This is a genomic window from Variovorax sp. J2P1-31 (genome assembly GCF_030317215.1).
Classification (GTDB): Bacteria; Pseudomonadota; Gammaproteobacteria; order Burkholderiales; family Burkholderiaceae_C; genus Variovorax.
The window spans coordinates 764885-782780 of the sequence record NZ_JASZYA010000003.1 but is presented as its reverse complement, the minus strand read 5'-3'; the positions used below and the strand labels follow the sequence as shown (position 1 = coordinate 782780).

Genomic DNA, 17896 nt, shown 5'->3' with positions numbered 1-17896 from the left:
GCGGTCCTTCAACCCAACGGTGCCTTGTCATGACACTCACTGCGTCTTCCCGCCGGCCGCGACGCTCGGCCATGTATGTTCCCGCCACCAACCTGCGTGCCCTGTCCAAGGTCGGCGCGCTCGACTGCGACACCGTCATCCTCGATCTCGAAGATGCGGTGGCGCCCGACATGAAGGAGGCCGCGAGGCGCAACATCGAGGCCTTCTTCGCGACGCCGCGGGACGGCCTGCAGGAGCGGGTCATCCGGGTCAATGCCGTCGACACGCCGGACTTCGAGCAAGACATGGCCACCGTCGCCGCCTGTCGACCCGATGCGGTCCTGGTGCCGAAGCTGTCGAGGGTCGGGGACTTCGCGGCGATCGCCGCTGCGCTGCAACGCCACGGCCCGCATCCGGCGCTGCGCCTCTGGGCCATGGTCGAGACGCCTGCGGCGTTGCTCTCGCTCGACGAGATCGTTGGCGCCGGCCTGGCTTCTCAGCCCCGGCTCGAATGCCTCGTGGTCGGCACCAACGACATCGCCAAGGAGACGGGGGTGTCCACCGAGGATGGGCGCATCTTCCTGCTGCCCTGGCTGATGCACGTCGTGCTCTGCGCCAAGCGCCATGGCGTCTGCGTGCTCGACGGGGTCTGGAACGATTTCGCCGATCAGGCGGGCTTCGCGACTGAAGCGGCGCAGTCAGTGAAGATGGCTTTCGATGGCAAGACGCTGATTCATCCGGCCCAGATCGATCCGGCGAACCGGGCCTTCTCTCCGTCGGTGGAGGCTGTGGCGCAGGCGCGGCAGGTCGTGGCGATCTTTGCCCGACCGGAGAACGCCGGCGCCGGTGTCGTCAATCTCGACGGAAGGATGGTGGAGCGCCTGCATCTGGCGCAGGCGCGGGCCTTGCTGGCCCTCTGCGATGCGGTCGAGACGCGGCGCGCGAGCCGGCGCTGAGGCCCGTGCCGTTCAGCAGCTGGCGGCGACTGCCAGCACGGTCCGCACGAGTTCGGCGCGGCGTGTGTGCAGGCGCTCGACCGGTGCGCCGACGCCGATGCTCAGGTATTGCCCGCGGATGGGGGTGGCCAGCAGCGTCGCGATCACGCCCGCGCCGGATGTGGCGAGGTTCGCCGATTCGTAATAGCCCTGCTCGCGAGCCGACTCGACGGCCCGCATGGTGGTGGCGATCCTTGCGACCGGCCCGGTCCGTCCCGGTTCGGCGTTGTAGCGTCGCAGCAGCCGGCCGATCTGCTCGTCGTTCTGGGTGCTGAGCAGCATGATGCCCGTCGCGGTGCGGTGCATCGGACGCATGGTGCCGGGCGATGGGGAGAAACGCAGGGCATTCTGCGATTCGAGGACCGACAGATACTGCAGCAGGATGCCGCTCTGGCGAGCCAGCAGCACGGTCTCGCCGGTTTCGTTCGCGAGTCGCCGCAGCGCGTCCTGGACCGCATCGCGCTTGTGCGGAATGCGTGTCGCCCAGTCGCCCAGGAACGCCACGCGCACCGACGGGCAGTACTCGCGCGTGGTCGCATCGAACTCCATGTAGCCGCGGGACACCATGGATTTCAGCAGCATCGAGACGCTGGACTGCGGCGCCGCCAGTTTCTGTGCGATGGCGGTCACGCGAAGCGGCCGCTGCTCGGCGTCGAACAACTCGAGCAGATCGAAGACGCGTATGGCTGATTTGACGAGACCACTGTGCACCGAGGGCTTCCAGAAACGGGGATGGAGTCCGTCATTGTCTCAGCCCGCGCGTCGTGACCCTACGCCGCCACCGTCGCCGCCCCCTGCCGGATGCCCATGGCCTCCAGCGTCTGCGCGATCGCCTCGACCGCGCCCGGGATGCCGGCTTCGCCGAAGTGGCCCATGCAGCCCACGCGGAAGGTCTCGACCTGGGTCAGCTTGCCCGGGTAGAGGATGTAGCCGCGCTTCTTGACCTCCTGGTAGAAGGTCTTGAAGTCGTAGTTGGCGTCGGCTGGCGCGTGGAAGGTGACGATGATCGGCGCCTGGATCGCAGGGTCCAGGAAACTGCGCAGGCCGAGCGCGGCAAGGCCGTCGACCAGGGCCTGGCAGTTGCGCGCGTAGCGGCCGCCGCGCGCCGCGAGACCGCCTTCCTCGATGTACTGCGCAATGGCCTCGTCCAGCGCGGCCACCACATGGGTCGGCGGCGTGAAGCGCCATTGCGTGGTCTTCTCCATGTACACCCACTGCTCGTACAGGTCCATGCTCAGCGAGTGGCAGTGGCCTTCGCATGGCTCGAGCACGGCCCGCCGCACGACCACGAAGCCCATGCCCGGCACGCCTTCGAGGCACTTGCCCGAGGCCGCGATCACCGCGTCGAAGGGCGTCTTGCGCGCATCGATCTCGAGCGCGCCGAAGGAACTCATGGCGTCGACGATCAGGCCGCGTCCGTGCCGGGCCACGACCTGCGCGATGTCGTGCAGCGGGTTGAGCACGCCGGCCCCGGTCTCGCAGTGCACCATCGCCACGTGCGTGATGCCCGGGTCGGCCGCCAGGGCGCGTTCCACGTCGGCGGCCTGCACCTGCTTGTCTTCGGTGTAGTCGATGGTGGTGACCTTGCGGCCCAGCACGCGGCAGATCTTCGCCAGGCGCTGGCAGTAGGCGCCGTTGCTGGGCACCAGCACATGGCCGTCGCGTGGCACCAGGGTGCCGATGGCGGCCTCGACCGAGAAGGTGCCGCTGCCCTGCATGGGCACGCATTCGTGCGTGCCCTGGCCGTGCACGATGTCGAGCACGCGCGCGCGGATGCGCGCGGTGATCTTGTTGAAGTCGCCGTCCCACGAACCCCAGTCGCGCAGCATCGCCTGGCGCGTGCGGTCCGAGGTGGTGAGCGGGCCCGGCGTGAGCAGGATGGGGCTGGTGCTGGAACTCATCGTGATGTCTCCGTACGGGTGGGGGAGGGGAGGGAGGAAGCGGGTCAGCCGCGCCCGAGCTGGCGCCAGGCCTGCGTGCGCGACAGCAGCACGCGCGTGAGCAGCGAATAGACGATGCACACCACGGTCGAGGTGACGACGATCAGGCTGGCCAGCGCCGCGGCCGGGCCGATGTCGCCGGCGTCGTCCATGTGCATGATCGCGACCGAGGCCAGGATGGTGTCGGGCGTGTAGAGGAAGATGGCGCACGACAGGCTGGCCATCGAGACCACGAAGAAGTAGCGGCCGATGTCGAGGATCGCGGGCAGGCACACCGGCACCGTCACGCGGAAGAAGGTCTTGATGAACGGCACCTTGAGCGAGGCCGAGACGGCCTCGAACTCGTTGTCGATCTGCTTGAGCGCCGTCACCGCCGTGAGGTGGCTGGAGGTGTAGTAGTGCACCACCATCGAGATCACCAGGATCGCCATCGTCTGGTAGAGAAAGCCCAGCGGGTTGGCCGGATGGTTGAAGAACATCACGTAGCCCAGGCCCAGCACCAGCCCGGGCACCGCCATCGACAGCACCGCCATCATGTGCATGGTGCGGCGCATGAGCCCGAGGTTGCGCGTCTTCTCGATCAGGTAGGCGCCCACGAAGACGATGAAGGAACCGGCCACGGCCGTGATGGCCGCCACCTCGAGGCTGTTGAAGTAGGCCGCGGCCATGTCGCTCTCGAGCAGCACGAAGTGGTAGTGCTTGAGCGTCGGCGACAGGTCGTAGGGCCACAGCGTGATCAGCGAGGTGTAGATCGCCATGCCGATGGTGGCCAGCAGCAGGCCGCACACGCCGACGCAGAACAGCAGCAGCAGCGCATCGGCCAGCTTGCGCGGCTTGGGACGGTAGGGCACCGAGCGGGCCGTGAGCTGGGCCTTGAGCTTGCGGCGCACCACCCAGTCGATGGCGAAGGAGATCACCGAAGGCAGCAGCAGCAGCATGCCGACCACCGCGCCGATCGAGAAGTTGTGCTGGCCCACCACCTGCTTGAACACGTCGACCGACAGCACGTTGAAGTTGCCGCCGATGACCTTGGGCGCGCCGAAGTCGCTCACCACGTAGGTGAAGACCACGGTCGAGGCGCTGATGAGGCCGTACTTGCACGACGGCAGCGTGATGGTCATGAACTGGCGCAGCGGCCGGGTGCGCAGCGCGGTCGCGGCCTCGTAGAGCCGGCCGTCGGCCAGCGACAGCGCGGTGACCAGGATCATCAGCGCATGCGGGAAGGTGTTGTAGACCTCGGCCAGGATGATGCCGGGCGCGCCGTAGATCGACATGCCACCCAGCAGGAACTTGAGCGCGCCCTGGTTGCCGAACCACTGCACGAAGGAGATGGCCGACAGCAGCGACGGCGCGAGCAGCGGAATCAGCGCGATCAGCCGGAAGGTGGCCTTGAGCCACACCGGCATGCAGCTGCGCGTGAGCGCATAGGCGAACACGAAGGCCGTGGGCACCGAGATCGCGACCACGGCCGCGGAGACCCAGACCGAGTTCCAGGCCGCGCGCAGCAGGCTGGGCGTCTGGAAGTAGGTGATGAAGTGGGTCAGGCCGACGAAGCGGCCCTCCTTGTCCTGCACCGCATGGGCCAGGATGCTCGCCAGCGGCGCGACCAGGAACACGAAGAGCATGGCCATCACCGCGAGCAGCACGGCGCGCGCGATGAGCTCGTCACGGCTCCAGCGCATGCCCGGGCGGCGGAAGGCGGCGCGTGGCGTCAGGGTCGGGGCGTGTGCCAGCGTGTTCATGCGTGGGCTCGCGCGGCGGGGGCCGACGGTGCGGCGAAGGCACGGATGCGGTTGGCCCGCAGCGCGATCTCGATCGTGTGGCCCTCGCGGATGTCGAGGTCGTGCAGCTGGTTGAGCGAGAAGTGCAGGCCCAGCGTCTGGCCATGCAGCGCGTCGGCCGTGACTTCGGCGATGCACAGCCCACCCAGGAACTCGACCTTGCTCACCAGAACGTTCATGCGGTTGGCGGTGTCCTCGCGCAGGTTCTCGGCCATGCGGTCCTCGGGCCGCAGGTAGAGGTTGACCGCGTCGCCCGGCGCGAAGGCCGCGTCGCAGGCGTCGCACTGCAGCTCCAGGTCGCCCACCTTGAAGCGCTGCTGGCCCAGTGCCATCGCGCGCAGCACGTTGACCTTGCCCACGAAGTCGGCCACGAAGGGCGTGGCCGGCCGTTCGTAGATGTCCATCGGCGTGCCGACCTGCTCGATCACGCCGTGGTTCATGACCACGATGCGGTCGGCCATCGACAGCGCCTCTTCCTGGTCGTGCGTGACCATGATGGTGGTGATGCCGACCTGCTTCTGCAGCCGGCGGATCTCGCCGCGCAGGCGGATGCGCTCGATCGCGTCGAGCGCCGACAGCGGCTCGTCGAGCAGCAGCAGCCCCGGCCGGGTGGCGAGCGCGCGCGCCAGCGCCACGCGCTGCTGCTGCCCGCCCGAGAGCTGGCTCGGGTACTTGGCGCCCGAGGTCGGCAGCCCCACCAGCGTGAGCAGTTCGTCGACGCGGGCCTTGATCTCGGCCTTGCGGGCGCGCGAGTTCACGAGGCCGTAGCCCACGTTGTCGGCGATGCTGAGGTTGGGGAACAGCGCATAGGACTGGAACACGATGCCGTAGTCGCGCCGGTCGGGCGGCAGCCACGAGACGTCCTTGCCGTTCTGCAGTATCTGGCCTGCGGTCTGCGTCTCCAGCCCCGCGATGATGCGCAGCAGCGTGGTCTTGCCGCAGCCCGAGGGGCCGAGGAAGCACAGCATCTCGCCCGCGTTCACCCGCAGGTGGATGTCGCGCAGCGCGCTGAAGGTCTCGAAGTCCTTGCGGATGCCGACGATCTCCAGCGCGGCGCGGGCCGGATCTGCGAGAGGGTTGCCAACGTTTAGGTCCATGGTTCGCACTCGGTGTGACGAACGCCGCAAGAGCGACGTCGCGGGTGGGAGAAGCGCTTCTTGACCCTTCGCGGGACACCGCGGAACCGGCTTCGCCGGGCCGCTGGTGTCGCCCCCGGAGAGGGGGTTGGCGAAGCGACACGAAGTGCGCGAAGACTGGGGGTGAACCCGTTACTTGGGCTCGGCCTTGCCCTCGTAGCGCTTGCTCCACTCGGCCAGGATGCGCTCGCGGTTCTTGGCGGCCCAGTTCAGGTCGTTCTTGGCCAGCAGCTTTTCGTAGTTCTCGGGAATGCCCTCGAGCTTCGAGGCCACGCCCGGGTAAGCCACCACCGCCCACCAGTTGGCCGTGATCTGGTTGGCCTCCTTGGTGGCCATCCAGTCGGCGAAGCGCTTGGCCAGCTCCATCTTCTTGCTGGTCTTCATGATGCTCGTGGCCTCGATGTCCCAGCCCAGGCCTTCCTTGGGAAAGACCAGGTCGACCGGCGCGCCCGACTTCTTGACCTGGTGCGCGCGGAACTCGAAGGAGATGCCGATGGGGAACTCGCCCGCGCCCGCCTGCTTGCAGGGCTTGGAGCCCGAGTGCACGTACTGGGCCACGTTCTGGTGCAGCGCGTCCATGTACTTCCAGCCTTCGGCCTCGCCCATGTTCTGCAGCCAGTACGACACGTCGAGGTAGCCGGTGCCGCTGGAGGCCGGATGCGGCATGGTGATCGCGCCCTTGTAGATCGGCTTGGCCAGGTCCTGCCAGCTCTCGGGCTTGGGCAGGCCCAGCTTCTTGGCCTCGACGCGGTTGAAGCAGACGGTGGCGGCCCAGACGTCCATGCCGACCCAGGCCGGTGGCCGCGCGCTGTCGGAATAGGCGGGGTTGAGCGCGCCGAAGCCCTTGGGCTCGTAGGCCTGCAGCATGCCCTCCTGCGCCAGCAGCGCCAGGCTGCTGGCGGCCAGGCCGGCGACCACGTCGGCCTGCGGGTTGGCCTTCTCGGCCAGCAGCTTGGCGGTGACGATGCCGGTCGAGTCGCGCACCCACTTCACCTCGATGTCGGGGTTGGCCTTCTCGAAGGCGTCCTTGTAGAGCTTCATGGCGTCGGTCTCGAGCGCCGTGTAGACCAGCAGCGGCGTGCGCTGCTGGGCCAGCGCGAGACCGCTCGCGGCGAGGCCGATGGCCGCGGTGACTGCGATGGAGAGGGCCGTCGTGAGGCGGCGCGCGCTTCGGATCATCGTCATCTTCAACTCCTGTTCAGCTGGCTGTCGAACCCCCGTGGCGGGGGTGGATTGGCGGGCTCCCGAAGGCGGAATGCGGGTCTACGGTCGTCTCGGGGTGGAGGCAATGTAGATTGTGTATTGCGGACTGTCAATAAAAAATTGTTGACAGTTTTCAATTCGAGGCCAAAATAAGGTCCATGGCAACGCACAACTCCACCTCCGCCCTGGCCTTCCTTCAATCGAGCTCGCTGCCGATGCTCATGCAGGACGAGATCGAGCGACTGATCATGAATGGCGAGCTGGCCGTGGGCAGCCGCATCAACGAGAGCGAGCTGTCGCAGCGCTTCAACACCAGCCGCGGGCCGATCCGCGAGGCGCTGCGCGCGCTGGAAGAGGCGGGCCTGGTGCGCAACGAGAAGAACCGGGGCGTGTTCGTGCGCGAGATCTCCTTCGAGGAGGCCGACGAGATCTACGAACTGCGCGAGGCGCTGGAAGAGATCATCGGCCGGCGCGTGGCCGCCAGCATGCAGCCCGACGCGCTCGAGCGCCTGCGCGCCATGATCGAGCCGATGCGCGAGGCCGCGCTGGCGCAGGACCTGGAGCAGTACGCGCAGCTCAACCTGCAGTTCCACGACATCCTGCTGGACACCGCGGGCAGCCGCAAGCTCACCGAGACCTACAAGCGGCTGGTGAAGGAGCTGCACCTGTTCCGCATGCGCGCCCTCGACACCGGCGGCGGCCTGCGGGTGTCGGCCGACGAGCACCGCGAGATCGTCGACGCCATCGCCAGCCGCGACCCCGAAGCCGCCGGCCAGGTGCTGCGCCGGCATGTGGCCGGCAGCCGCGCCCGCATGCACAAGGCCATGGGCCGCCCCGACAGCACGCCCGAATCCCATCTGCAGAAAACCCCCAGGACAACCTGACCCGCAAGGAGATCCGAGATGACCGTGAAGACGCTGGAAGTCAATGCCCGAAGCTATCGCTGGATGAGCCGACCCGTCGTGGTCGTCTGCGTCGACGGCTGCGAGCCCGCCTACCTGGATGCGGCCATCGCGGCCGGCGTGGCGCCGACCATCGCGCGCATGCGTGCGTCCGGGGCCGACCTGCTGGCCGACTGCGTGGTGCCCTCGTTCACCAACCCCAACAACCTGTCGATCGTGACCGGCGCGCCGCCCGCGGTGCACGGCATCTGCGGCAACTACTTCTTCGACCGCGAGCTGGGCCAGGAAGTGATGATGAACGACCCCAAGTACCTGCGCGCCGGCACCGTGCTCGCGGCCTTCGCCGATGCGGGCGCCAAGCTCGCGGTGGTGACCGCCAAGGACAAGCTGCGCAAGCTGCTGGGCCACCGCATGAAGGGCATCTGCTTCTCCTCGGAGAAGGCCGACCAGGCGACGATCGAGGAGAACGGCATCGAGGGCGTGGTCGAACTGGTCGGCATGCCCGTGCCCTCGGTCTACAGCGCGGAGCTGTCGGAGTTCGTGTTCGCGGCCGGCGTGAAGCTCATGGCCTCGCGCCGCCCCGACCTGATGTACCTGTCGACCACCGACTACGTGCAGCACAAGGCCGCGCCCGGCAGCCCGGCCGCCAATGCCTTCTACGCGATGATGGACGGCTACCTCGCGCAGCTCGACGCGATGGGCGCCACCATCGTGCTCACGGCCGACCACGGCATGAACGACAAGCACAACGCCGACGGCTCGCCGCAGGTGATCTACCTGCAGGACGTGCTCGACGGCTGGTACGGCAAGGACGTGGCGCGGGTCATCCTGCCGATCACCGACCCCTACGTGGTGCACCACGGCGCGCTCGGTTCCTTCGCGACGGTCTATGCGCCCGACGAAGCCCGCGTGCCCGGCTGGATCGAGCGCATCCGGGGCGTGCCCGGCATGGAGCTGGTGCTCTCGCGCAAGGACGCGGCCGAGCGCTTCGAGCTGCCGCCCGACCGCATCGGCGACATCGTGGTGGTCAGCGAGCGCCACACGGTCATCGGCACTTCGGCCAGCCGGCACGACCTGTCGGCGCTCGAGGTGCCGCTGCGCTCGCACGGCGGCGTGTCGGAGCAGCAGGTGCCGCTGATCTGCAACCGGCCCGTCAGCGGCATCGCCGCCAGCCGCCGCCTGCGCAACTTCGATGCGCTCGACATCGCCCTGAACCACGCGCAGTGACGCCGGAGCACCTGCACCATGAGCCAAGCCACGTTGAAGCCAGGCACCGTCCACCACGAAGCGCTGCGCATCGCCGGTGAGAAGATCCACCGCGAGCGCACCATCGAGGTCACCTACCCCTACACCGGCGAAGTGATCGCCACCGTGCCCAAGGCCACGCTGGACGACCTGCGCCAGGCCTACCGCATCGCGCGCGACTACAAGCCCACCCTCACGCGCCACGAGCGCTACAAGATCCTGATGCGCGCGGGCGAGATCATCGCCTCGCGGCTGGACGAGATCTCGCGCGTCATCACGCTCGAATCGGGCCTCTCGCGCAAGGACACACTCTACGAAGTGGGCCGCGCGTCCGACGTGCTGCTGTTCGCCGCCAACCAGGCGCTGGTGGACGACGGCCAGGTCTTCTCCTGCGACCTCACGCACCACGGCAAGAGCCGCAAGGTCTACACGCTGCGCGAGCCGCTGCAGGGCGTGATCACCGCGATCACGCCCTTCAACCACCCGCTGAACCAGGTGATCCACAAGGTGGCGCCGTCGATTGCCACCAACAACCGCATGGTGCTCAAGCCCAGCGAGAAGACGCCGCTCACGGCCTTCCTGCTGGCCGACATCCTCTACGAGGCGGGCCTGCCGCCGCCGATGCTCTCGGTGGTCACGGGCGACCCGCGCGAGATCGCCGACGAGATGCTCACGCACGCCGACGTCGACCTCGTCACCTTCACCGGCGGCGTGGCGATCGGCAAGTACATCGCGGGCAAGGCGGTCTACAAGCGCCAGATCCTCGAGCTGGGCGGCAACGACCCGATCATCGTGATGGACGACGCCGACATCGAAGAAGCGGCCACGCTCGCGTCCAGCGGCTCGTACAAGAACTCGGGCCAGCGCTGCACCGCGATCAAGCGCATGCTGGTGCAGGAGGCGGTGGCCGATCGTTTCGTCGAATTGCTGGTCGAGAAGACCCGCGCGCTCAGGCACGGCGACCCGATGGACCCGGCCACCGACGTGGGCACCGTGATCGACGAGGCGGCCGCCAGGCATTTCGAGGGCGTGGTCGACGAAGCCATCGCCTCGGGCGCGCGCCTGCTGCACGGCCACGTGCGCAACGGCGCGTCGTACGCGCCCACGGTGCTCGACCGCGTCGACCCCGAGATGACGGTGGCCAAGCACGAGACCTTCGGCCCGGTGTCGCCGGTGATCCGCTTCAAGACCATCGAGGACGCGATCCGGATCTCCAACGGCACGGCCTACGGCCTGTCGTCCGCGGTCTGCACCAACCGGCTCGACCACATCACGCGCTTCATCCGCGAGCTGAACGTGGGCAGCGTCAACGTGCGCGAGGTGCCGGGCTACCGGCTCGAGCTCACGCCCTTCGGCGGCATCAAGGACTCGGGCCTGGGCTACAAGGAAGGCGTGCTCGAGGCGATGAAGAGCTTCACCAACACCAAGACCTATTCACTGCCGTGGTAGCCAACGCACCGCTCGACATCGCGGGCATCGTCGCCCTGTTCGAGGCCAAGGGCCACGCGCAGTACGACGGCGAACCCGTGACGCAGCTCCAGCACGCGCTGCAGTCCGCGCACCTGGCCGAGCAGGCCGGCGCGTCCAGCGAACTCATCACCGCCAGCCTGCTGCACGACCTGGGCCACCTGCTGCACGGCATGGAAGGCACGCCCACGCAGCAGGGGCTGGACGACCTGCACCAGTACCGCAGCCGCGCCTTCCTCAAGCACCTGTTCGGCCCGGCCACGCTGGACCCGATCCGGCTGCACGTGGACGCCAAGCGCTACCTCTGCGCGCGCGAGCCGGGCTACCTCGAAGCCCTGTCGGCCGATTCGCAGCGCAGCCTGGTGCTGCAGGGCGGCGTGTTCGACGCGGCCCAGGCGCTGCAGTTCGAGGCGCTGCCGCATGCGCTCGATGCGGTGCGCCTGCGCCGCTGGGACGACAGCGCCAAGCGCGCCGACGCGAAGACGCCCGACCTGGCCCACTACGCAAGGCACATGGCCTTGGCGGCCACGGCGCGGCCATGAACGCCGTGCGGCCGCCCGCGCTCAGGCGCCGTCCGGCCACGCCGCAGGACATCCCCTTCCTGTTCGCGCTGCGCCAGCAGACGATGAACGGCCACCTGGTCGCATCGGGTGCCGAGATCGACGATGCCCATCACATGGCGCGGCTGATGCACCGCTTCGAGTGCGCCGAAGTGCTGCTGCAAGAGGGCGTGCCGGTCGGCCTGCTCAAGGTCTCGCGCGACGCGCTGGAGTGGGTCGTGATCCAGATCCAGCTGGTGCCGGCCTGCCAGGGCGGCGGCATCGGTGCCGCCTTGCTGGGCGAAGTCGTCGATCAGGCCACCCAGGCCGGCGCCCACCTCACGCTCAGCGTGCTGAAGGCCAATCCGGCCCGCGGGCTCTACGAGCGTTTCGGCTTCGTCATCGAACGCGAGAACGGTTTTTCCTACGAGATGCGGCGCAAGCCCTGACAACCTGAGAGAGCACGCGACATGCGCCCCTTCTGGATCGAACAGGCTCTCATCGACGACGGCGAACTCGCTCCCGCGCTGCAGGGCGCGCAGCGGGCCGACGTGTGCATCGTGGGCGGCGGCTTCACCGGGCTGTGGACCGCCATCCAGGCCCGGCAGCGCAACCCCGCGCTCGACATCGCCATCCTCGAGAGCGACCTCTGCGGCGCCGGCGCGAGCGGGCGCAACGGCGGCTGCCTGCTGACCTGGTCGGCCAAGTTCTTCACCCTGCGCCGGCTGTTCGGCGAGGCCGAGGCCATCCGGCTGGTCAAGGCCTCGGAGGCCGCGGTGCAGCACATCGCGGACTTCTGCCGCGCGCAGGGCATCGATGCCGAACTGCGGCAGGACGGCACGCTCTACACCGCCACCTCGCAGGCCCAGGTCGGCACGCTCGATCCGGTGATGCAGGCGCTGGAGGACTGCGGCATCCATTCCTACCGCACCCTGCCGCCCGAAGAGGTGGCGCGTCGATCGGGCTCGGCGCGCAACCTGGCGGGCGTGTACTCGCCCATCGCCGCCACCGTGCACCCGGGCAAGCTGGTGCGCGGCCTGCGGCGCGTGGCGCTGCGCATGGGCATCCGCATCTACGAGCGCAGCCCGATGCTGGACTTCACGCAGGGCCATCCGGTCACCGTGCGCACGCCGGCCGGCAGCCTCGAGGCGCCCAAGCTGGTGCTGGCGATGAACGCCTGGATGGCGCGCGCGCTGCCGCAGTTCGAGCGCAGCATCGCCATCGTGTCGAGCGACATGGTGATCACCGAGAAGTGCCCCGAGCTGCTGCAGGCCATGGGGCTGACCGACGGCGTGTCGGTGCTGGACTCGCGCACCTTCGTCTACTACTACCGCAGCACCGCCGACGGCCGGCTGATGCTGGGCAAGGGCGGCAACACCTTCGCCTGGGGCGGGCGCATCGCGCCGGTGTTCGACCAGCGCTCGCCCTACGAGGCCGACCTCAAGCGCGCGCTCGACGATTTCTTCCCCTCGCTGCGCGGCGTGCCCGTCACCGCCAGCTGGAACGGCCCCTCGGACCGCTCGGCGACCGGCTTCCCCTTCTTCGGCCGCCTGAACGGCGCGCCGCACATCGTCTACGGCTTCGGCTACTCGGGCAACGGCGTGGGCCCCACCTACATGGGCGGGCAGATCCTCTCGTCGCTGGTGCTCGACGAAGACAACGCCTGGACGCGCAGCCCGCTGCTCCAGGGGCCGCTGGGGCTGTTCCCGCCGGAGCCGATCCGCTACGTCGGCTCGCTGGTGGTGCGCAACGCCATCCGCCGCAAGGAAGCGGCGGAAGACCGCGACCTGCGGCCGTGGAAGGTCGACCGGCTGCTCAGCAAGTTCGCCAATGCGGCGGGGAAGGCGGACAAGGCCTAGGGCCGCGGCCCGAAGGGCAGCACCGGCGCCACCGGCGGCGGCCGCTGCGGATACACCGAGGTGCCGAAGGTGTTGCCCATGCGGTGGCCGGTGGCGGCGCGGTTGAACACGCCCAGCTGGTTGCCGGGCCGCTGCACGATGGCTTCCGAGCCCATCGTCGCGTCGCGCGATGCCGGGTGGGCGGGGGCAGGACGCAGCCGCTCGCTGAGGCAGGCGAAGGACGCGGGCGCGCGCGCGCCGTCGACTTCCACCTCGACGCAGCGGGCCGGGCCGTCCTGGGGCTCGTCCGCCAGCGCCGGCGCCATCGCCGCCCACAGGGCAAGGGCGAGGGCAGGCGGGAACAGCGGCGGGCGGCGGGCGATGGGCATGGGAACTCCGGTCGCGCGAGGGCGCGCAACCCGCCAGCCTGGCGCCTGCGTGTGACATGCGCATGTCGCGCGACACCTGGCGTTGCGGCGTCACGGATCGGTCATGCGCGCCGCCTAGCATGCCGCGTACTTCCGACGTGCAGGGCCGAGGTCCTGCCGCAGCGTCGCCCGCGCGTTCTTCCCGTGTCCGTCCTGATGATTCCAACCCATGGTGCTTTCCCTCGCCCCAGGCTGCCGATGGGCACAGGCCTGGTGCCTGGTGTGGATGCTCGTCTGGGGCAGCACGGCCGCGGCCACGACGGAGCCGCGCGACATGGCTGAGGCCGGTCCGCGCCTGCACTTCGACCTGCCGTCCCAGCCGCTGCAGAAGGCGCTCGCGGATTTCGGCGGGCTCACCGGCCATTCGGTGCTGGTCGACAGCACGCTGACCCAGGGCCGCACGGCCCAGGCGGTGCGCGGCGTGTTCGCGGCGCAGGAGGCGCTGCGGCTGCTGCTGGCCGGCACCGGTTTGCATGCGCGCTACAGCGGGCGCGATGCGTTCACGCTGGTGCCCGAGCCGGCGACGGCGGAGGTGCCGATGCCCGAGGCGACGACGGCACCGGGCCTGGGCGGCGTCGCGCCTTCCGCCGCCGCGGATTTCGCGGGCGCGCTCCAGTCCGCCATCACGCAGGCCCTGTGCGCGGCGCAGCCCCACAGCTTCGGCCGCTACCGCGCCGCGCTGCAGCTGTGGACCGGGCCCGAAGGGCGCATCCGGCGCGCCAGCCTGCTCGAGCCCAGCGGCGAGGCCGCGCGCGACGCCGAACTGCTCGCGCGGCTGCGCGGCCTGGCCATCGGCCGCGTGCCGCCGCCCGGGCTCGCGCAGCCGCTCACGGTGCTGCTGAGTCCGCGCGCCGACCCGGTCGCGGTCTGCCGCGCCGCACGCGCGGACGGGGGCTGAGGCGCATGCCCGAATCGATCAAGGCCGCGCTGCGCGCGCTGTTCCTGTCGCGCTACGACCAGTTCCGGCGCCACCTGCACCAGCGCCTGGGCTCGGAAGACCTGGCCAACGACGCGCTGCACGAGACCTACCTGCGCATGGAATCGATGAGCGTGCTGGGCGCGATCCGCTACCCCTCGGCCTACCTGTTCCGCATCGCGCTCAACATCGCCGAGGACCAGCGCAAGAGCGGCGCGCGGCTGCTGAGCGTGCCCGACGTCGAGGCGCTCTACGAGATGGCCGACGAGATGGCCGACCCGGCCCGCACCGCCGAGGCGCGTGGCGAGATCGAGGCGCTCGAGCGCGCGCTGGCCGAACTGCCGCGGCGGCGCCGCGCGATCGTGGTGGCGGCGCGCATCGACGAGATGCCGCACCGCGAGATCGCGCGCCGCTTCGGCGTGTCGGAGCGCACCGTCGAGAAGGAACTGCGCGCCGGCCTCGAGCATTGCTGCGAACGGCTGGGCCGTGATTTCATCCAGCGCTTCGGTCCGGGCGCGGGAAAACCGTCTAAGTCTCATGCGTGAAGAAGTGAACGACAGCGCCGAACAGCAGGCCATCCGCCGCCAGGCGCAGCAATGGGTGGTGCGGCTGGCCTCGCACGCGGCCGACAGCGACGATGCGCTGGCCTTCAGGCGCTGGTGCGAACGCAGCCGGGAGCATGCCTCGGCCTTCGTGCAGGCGCGCGCGGTCTGGCAGGACCTGCGGCCGGCCGCGCAGCGCCTGCAGCGCGCCGAGGCGGCGCGGGCCGTGCGCCCGGGGCGCCGCGCCTTCCTGGGCGCGGCGCTGGCGGGCACCGCCGCCTGGGCGGTGCTGCGCCCGCCGCTGGGCCTGTGGCCCGCGCTGGGCGACCTGGCGGCCGACCTGCGCACCGGCACCGGCGAGCAGCGCGAGTGGGTCACGGCCGAGGGCATCGTGGTGCAGCTCAACACCCGCACGCGCATGGACCTGCGCGGCACCGAGGGCGGCGTGGCGCGGCTCGAATTGCTCGAGGGCGAGGCCGAGATCCGCACCGACCTCGACAGTGCCGCGCCCGCGGTGCAGCTGCGCGTCGGCGATGGTGTGGTCAGCGCGCAGCGCGCGCGCTTCAACGTGCGCTTCATCGACGGCGAGGTCTGCGTGACCTGCCTCTCGGGCCGCGTCGACGTGCGCCGCGGCGAGGCGGGCAGCACCGCGGTGGATGTGGACCGGCAGCTGGTCTACGCCAGGGCGCGGCCCGCCGTCGCGCGGCCCGCCGATGCGGCGGCCGTCAGCGCCTGGCGGCGGCGCCAGCTGGTGTTCGACCAGACGCCGCTGGCCGAGGTGGTGGCCGAGGTCAACCGGTACCGTCCGGGCAAGCTGATCCTGACCGACGCCGAGGTCGGCCGCAAGCGCGTGCAGGCCAGCTTCTCGATCGACCGGCTCGACGACGTGATCGCGCTGGTGCGCGAGGTCTACCGTCTCGAGGTGACCGCGCTGCCGGGCGGCATCGTGCTGCTGGGCAGCGCATAGGGCGCGCGGCCGGGCTTGGATGGCGAGATGGCGCCGGGCTCGCGCACCGTGAGGCCGGTGTTCGCGTGCTTGGCGTCGTGCTTGGCGATGGCCGCCTCGGCCGCCACGTCCTCGGCATGGGCGAAGCGGCCCGGCGCGATGCGCACCGCGCCGATCGACAGCGTGGTGAAGGGAAAGAAGTGCAGCGTGCCGTGCCGGTCCTTGCCCTCGATGCCGCCGGCCTCGCGGGCCGCGTCGTCGTAGAGCCCCAGGGCCTCGAGGTCGAAGTCCTCGATCATGCGCGCGCAGCGGGCCTGCCAGTCCTCGCTCTGGAACAGCACCAGAAAATCGTCGCCGCCGATGTGGCCCACGAAATCGCGGTGCGCGTCGGCATGCTTCACCGCCAGCCGCGCGAGCATGCGGATCATCTCGTCGCCGCGCCAGTAGCCGTAGTGGTCGTTGAAGACCTTGAAGTTGTTCAGGTCCGCATAGCAGGCGGCGAAGCCCGCATGGCTGGCCAGCAGGCGTTCGATGTGGATGCTGATCGGGATGTTGCCGGGCAGGAAGGTCAGCGGGTTCGCATGGCGCGCGGCCTCGATGCGCGCCTCGGTCACGGCGCGCACCAGCTGCTCGCCCGTGCCCAGGCCCAGGTAGCGCTTGTCCTCGGTGACGATGAAGCCGTCGTTGAGGTAGCGCTGGTCTTCCGACATCAGGATGCCCACCAGCTGCTCGACGTTGTCTTCCAGCTCGACCACGCGCGGGCTGGTGTTGGCGTAGCCGATGCAGGGCCGCCGCCCGTGCACCTCGCGGAAGTAGAGCCGCGCGTAGTCGTTCATGAACGACTGCCGGTTGATCAGGGCCACCGGCCGTCCCTCGTCGACCACCGCCAGCGCATGCAGCTCGGGATGGGCCTGGAACAGGGTCGAGACCTCGTCGATGGGCGTGGCCGGGCCCAGCGTGGGCGCCTGGATCACCGCCAGGCTGCGCAGCACGCCGGGCTGGGCCTGCTGCGCCGCGTGCGGCATCACGGCGATGCGGCTGTCCTGGATCGCCTCGGCGATGGGCGAGGGCGCGGCCGCATGCAGCGTGCGCGTCGGGCGGCCGAACAGGTAGCCCTGGCCGTGGTCGATGCCCAGGTCGCGCAGCACCCGCAGGTCCTTGGTGTCTTCCACGCCCTCGGCCACCAGGGTGGTGCCCAGCGTGTGGCCGAAGCCGACGATGGTGCGCACCAGCTCGAGGTTGTGCGGCGAGCTCGCGATGCCGTGGGTGAAGAACTTGTCGATCTTCACGAAGTCCGGCCGCAGCTCGCTCCACAGCCGCAGGTTGGACTGGCCCTCGCCGAAGTCGTCGAGCGCGATCCGCGCGCCGGTGCTGTGCAGCGCCTTCACCGCCAGCCGCAGCGCGCCCATGTGGCTGGCCGGGCGGTCCTCGGTGATCTCGACCGTGACCGAGCGCGGCGCGATGCCGTGCAGGGCCAGCGCGCGCTCGAAGCGGCCGGGTACGGGGCCTTCCATGGCCGCGGCCAGCGCGTCCGAACTCATGTTGAGGAACAGCTGGCCCGGTGCGGTCAGGCGGCCCCAGTGCCGCAGGATCACCTCGACGCAGGCGAGTTCGAACTCGGTCAGGCAGTCTTCCTCCGCGGCCAGCGCCAGCAGCGCGGCCGGCGTGTGGAAGGGTGTGCCCAGCGGGCCGCGGATCAGCGCCTCGTGGCCGAAGATGCTGCCCTTGCGCAGGTCCACGATCGGCTGGAACACCGGGTACAGCGCCTCGTCGCGGTACAGCCGTGCCAGCGTTTTTTCGGACGGATTCATTCGTGGGCCAGGCGCTCGCGGCGTCGTCGGTTCGCAAAGGAGAAGGGCAGACGGATCGCGTCCGGGTGCAGCATGGACCTGTCGTGTGTCAGCACTGCGACGGCGCGGCGCGCGGCCTGTCATGGCCGGGTCAAGCCCGGACCGAACAATGGCCGCTGCACCTGGCCCGGCGCGATTCCTTTGTGAAGTTTTCGTGACATGCTGCAGTCGCGTTTCCCCTGTTCTGTC

The 17896-nt window shown here is 69.7% G+C and carries 17 protein-coding genes; 10 read left to right on the top strand and 7 right to left on the bottom strand.

Annotation, left to right across the window (positions count from 1 at the left end; genetic code table 11):
* Positions 1–71 precede the first annotated feature (71 nt).
* Positions 72–935 carry an HpcH/HpaI aldolase/citrate lyase family protein gene (locus tag QTI20_RS23405; RefSeq protein WP_286574280.1) on the top strand — a complete coding sequence of 288 codons (864 nt, stop codon included), beginning with the start codon at positions 72–74 and terminating at the stop codon, positions 933–935.
* A 12-nt stretch (positions 936–947) separates the two neighbouring features.
* Here the strand turns inward: QTI20_RS23405 and QTI20_RS23400 are convergent, their stop codons facing one another.
* From QTI20_RS23400 to QTI20_RS23380, 5 genes are all read right to left on the bottom strand, one after another.
* Positions 948–1685 (bottom strand): IclR family transcriptional regulator, encoded by a 738-nt coding sequence (locus QTI20_RS23400; RefSeq protein WP_286553935.1) that lies wholly within the window; start codon positions 1683–1685, stop codon positions 948–950.
* 59 nt (positions 1686–1744) lie between these two features.
* Positions 1745–2875, bottom strand: coding sequence for a 2-aminoethylphosphonate--pyruvate transaminase (locus QTI20_RS23395; protein ID WP_286553937.1), 1131 nt, complete (start codon positions 2873–2875; stop codon positions 1745–1747).
* Positions 2876–2919: 44 nt separating this feature from the next.
* Positions 2920–4656, bottom strand: a complete 1737-nt coding sequence (locus QTI20_RS23390) for a putative 2-aminoethylphosphonate ABC transporter permease subunit (RefSeq protein WP_286553938.1) — start codon at positions 4654–4656, stop codon at positions 2920–2922.
* Positions 4653–5792, bottom strand: coding sequence for a putative 2-aminoethylphosphonate ABC transporter ATP-binding protein (locus tag QTI20_RS23385; RefSeq protein WP_286553940.1), 1140 nt, complete (start codon positions 5790–5792; stop codon positions 4653–4655). Before QTI20_RS23385 ends, QTI20_RS23390 begins: the two co-directional genes overlap by 4 nt.
* Before the next feature lie 171 nt (positions 5793–5963).
* Positions 5964–7016 carry a putative 2-aminoethylphosphonate ABC transporter substrate-binding protein gene (locus QTI20_RS23380; protein WP_286553942.1) on the bottom strand — a complete coding sequence of 351 codons (1053 nt, stop codon included), beginning with the start codon at positions 7014–7016 and terminating at the stop codon, positions 5964–5966.
* 176 nt (positions 7017–7192) lie between these two features.
* Here QTI20_RS23380 and QTI20_RS23375 point away from each other — a divergent pair, with 176 nt between their 5' ends.
* From QTI20_RS23375 to QTI20_RS23350, 6 genes are read left to right on the top strand one after another with little or no spacing between them, the layout of a single operon-like run.
* The gene (locus QTI20_RS23375) at positions 7193–7918 is read left to right on the top strand and encodes a phosphonate utilization associated transcriptional regulator (RefSeq protein WP_183028085.1); all 726 of its coding nucleotides are present in this window, start codon (positions 7193–7195) and stop codon (positions 7916–7918) included.
* An 18-nt stretch (positions 7919–7936) separates the two neighbouring features.
* Positions 7937–9163: a phosphonoacetate hydrolase gene (phnA, locus tag QTI20_RS23370; RefSeq protein WP_286553943.1), complete on the top strand. Its 1227-nt coding sequence runs from the start codon at positions 7937–7939 to the stop codon at positions 9161–9163.
* 18 nt (positions 9164–9181) lie between these two features.
* Complete coding sequence (gene phnY / locus QTI20_RS23365; protein ID WP_286553945.1) at positions 9182–10630, top strand: phosphonoacetaldehyde dehydrogenase; 1449 nt, start codon at positions 9182–9184, stop codon at positions 10628–10630.
* Positions 10624–11190 carry a phosphonate degradation HD-domain oxygenase gene (locus QTI20_RS23360; RefSeq protein ID WP_286553947.1) on the top strand — a complete coding sequence of 189 codons (567 nt, stop codon included), beginning with the start codon at positions 10624–10626 and terminating at the stop codon, positions 11188–11190. The genes phnY and QTI20_RS23360 overlap by 7 nt, the downstream gene beginning before the upstream one ends.
* Positions 11187–11636, top strand: coding sequence for a GNAT family N-acetyltransferase (locus tag QTI20_RS23355; protein WP_286553948.1), 450 nt, complete (start codon positions 11187–11189; stop codon positions 11634–11636). Before QTI20_RS23360 ends, QTI20_RS23355 begins: the two co-directional genes overlap by 4 nt.
* A 21-nt stretch (positions 11637–11657) precedes the next feature.
* The gene (locus tag QTI20_RS23350) at positions 11658–13046 is read left to right on the top strand and encodes an FAD-dependent oxidoreductase (RefSeq protein WP_286553949.1); all 1389 of its coding nucleotides are present in this window, start codon (positions 11658–11660) and stop codon (positions 13044–13046) included.
* Here QTI20_RS23350 and QTI20_RS23345 read toward each other — a convergent pair.
* Positions 13043–13414: a hypothetical protein gene (locus QTI20_RS23345; RefSeq protein WP_286553950.1), complete on the bottom strand. Its 372-nt coding sequence runs from the start codon at positions 13412–13414 to the stop codon at positions 13043–13045. The genes QTI20_RS23350 and QTI20_RS23345 overlap by 4 nt on opposite strands.
* 208 nt (positions 13415–13622) lie before the next feature.
* Between QTI20_RS23345 and QTI20_RS23340 the strand changes: the two genes are divergently transcribed.
* From QTI20_RS23340 to QTI20_RS23330, 3 genes are read left to right on the top strand one after another with little or no spacing between them, the layout of a single operon-like run.
* Positions 13623–14351 carry an STN domain-containing protein gene (locus tag QTI20_RS23340; RefSeq protein WP_286553952.1) on the top strand — a complete coding sequence of 243 codons (729 nt, stop codon included), beginning with the start codon at positions 13623–13625 and terminating at the stop codon, positions 14349–14351.
* Between the two features lie 5 nt (positions 14352–14356).
* Positions 14357–14914, top strand: coding sequence for an RNA polymerase sigma factor (locus QTI20_RS23335; RefSeq protein WP_286553953.1), 558 nt, complete (start codon positions 14357–14359; stop codon positions 14912–14914).
* Positions 14907–15878 (top strand): FecR family protein, encoded by a 972-nt coding sequence (locus QTI20_RS23330; RefSeq protein WP_286553954.1) that lies wholly within the window; start codon positions 14907–14909, stop codon positions 15876–15878. The genes QTI20_RS23335 and QTI20_RS23330 overlap by 8 nt, the downstream gene beginning before the upstream one ends.
* On the opposite strand, the gene QTI20_RS23325 is transcribed toward QTI20_RS23330, so the two are convergent.
* On the bottom strand, positions 15821–17668 hold the full coding sequence (locus QTI20_RS23325; RefSeq protein WP_286553955.1) for an EAL domain-containing protein: 1848 nt from the start codon (positions 17666–17668) through the stop codon (positions 15821–15823). The two genes, QTI20_RS23330 and QTI20_RS23325, sit on opposite strands and share 58 nt — an antisense overlap.
* Between the last annotated feature and the right edge of the window lie 228 nt (positions 17669–17896).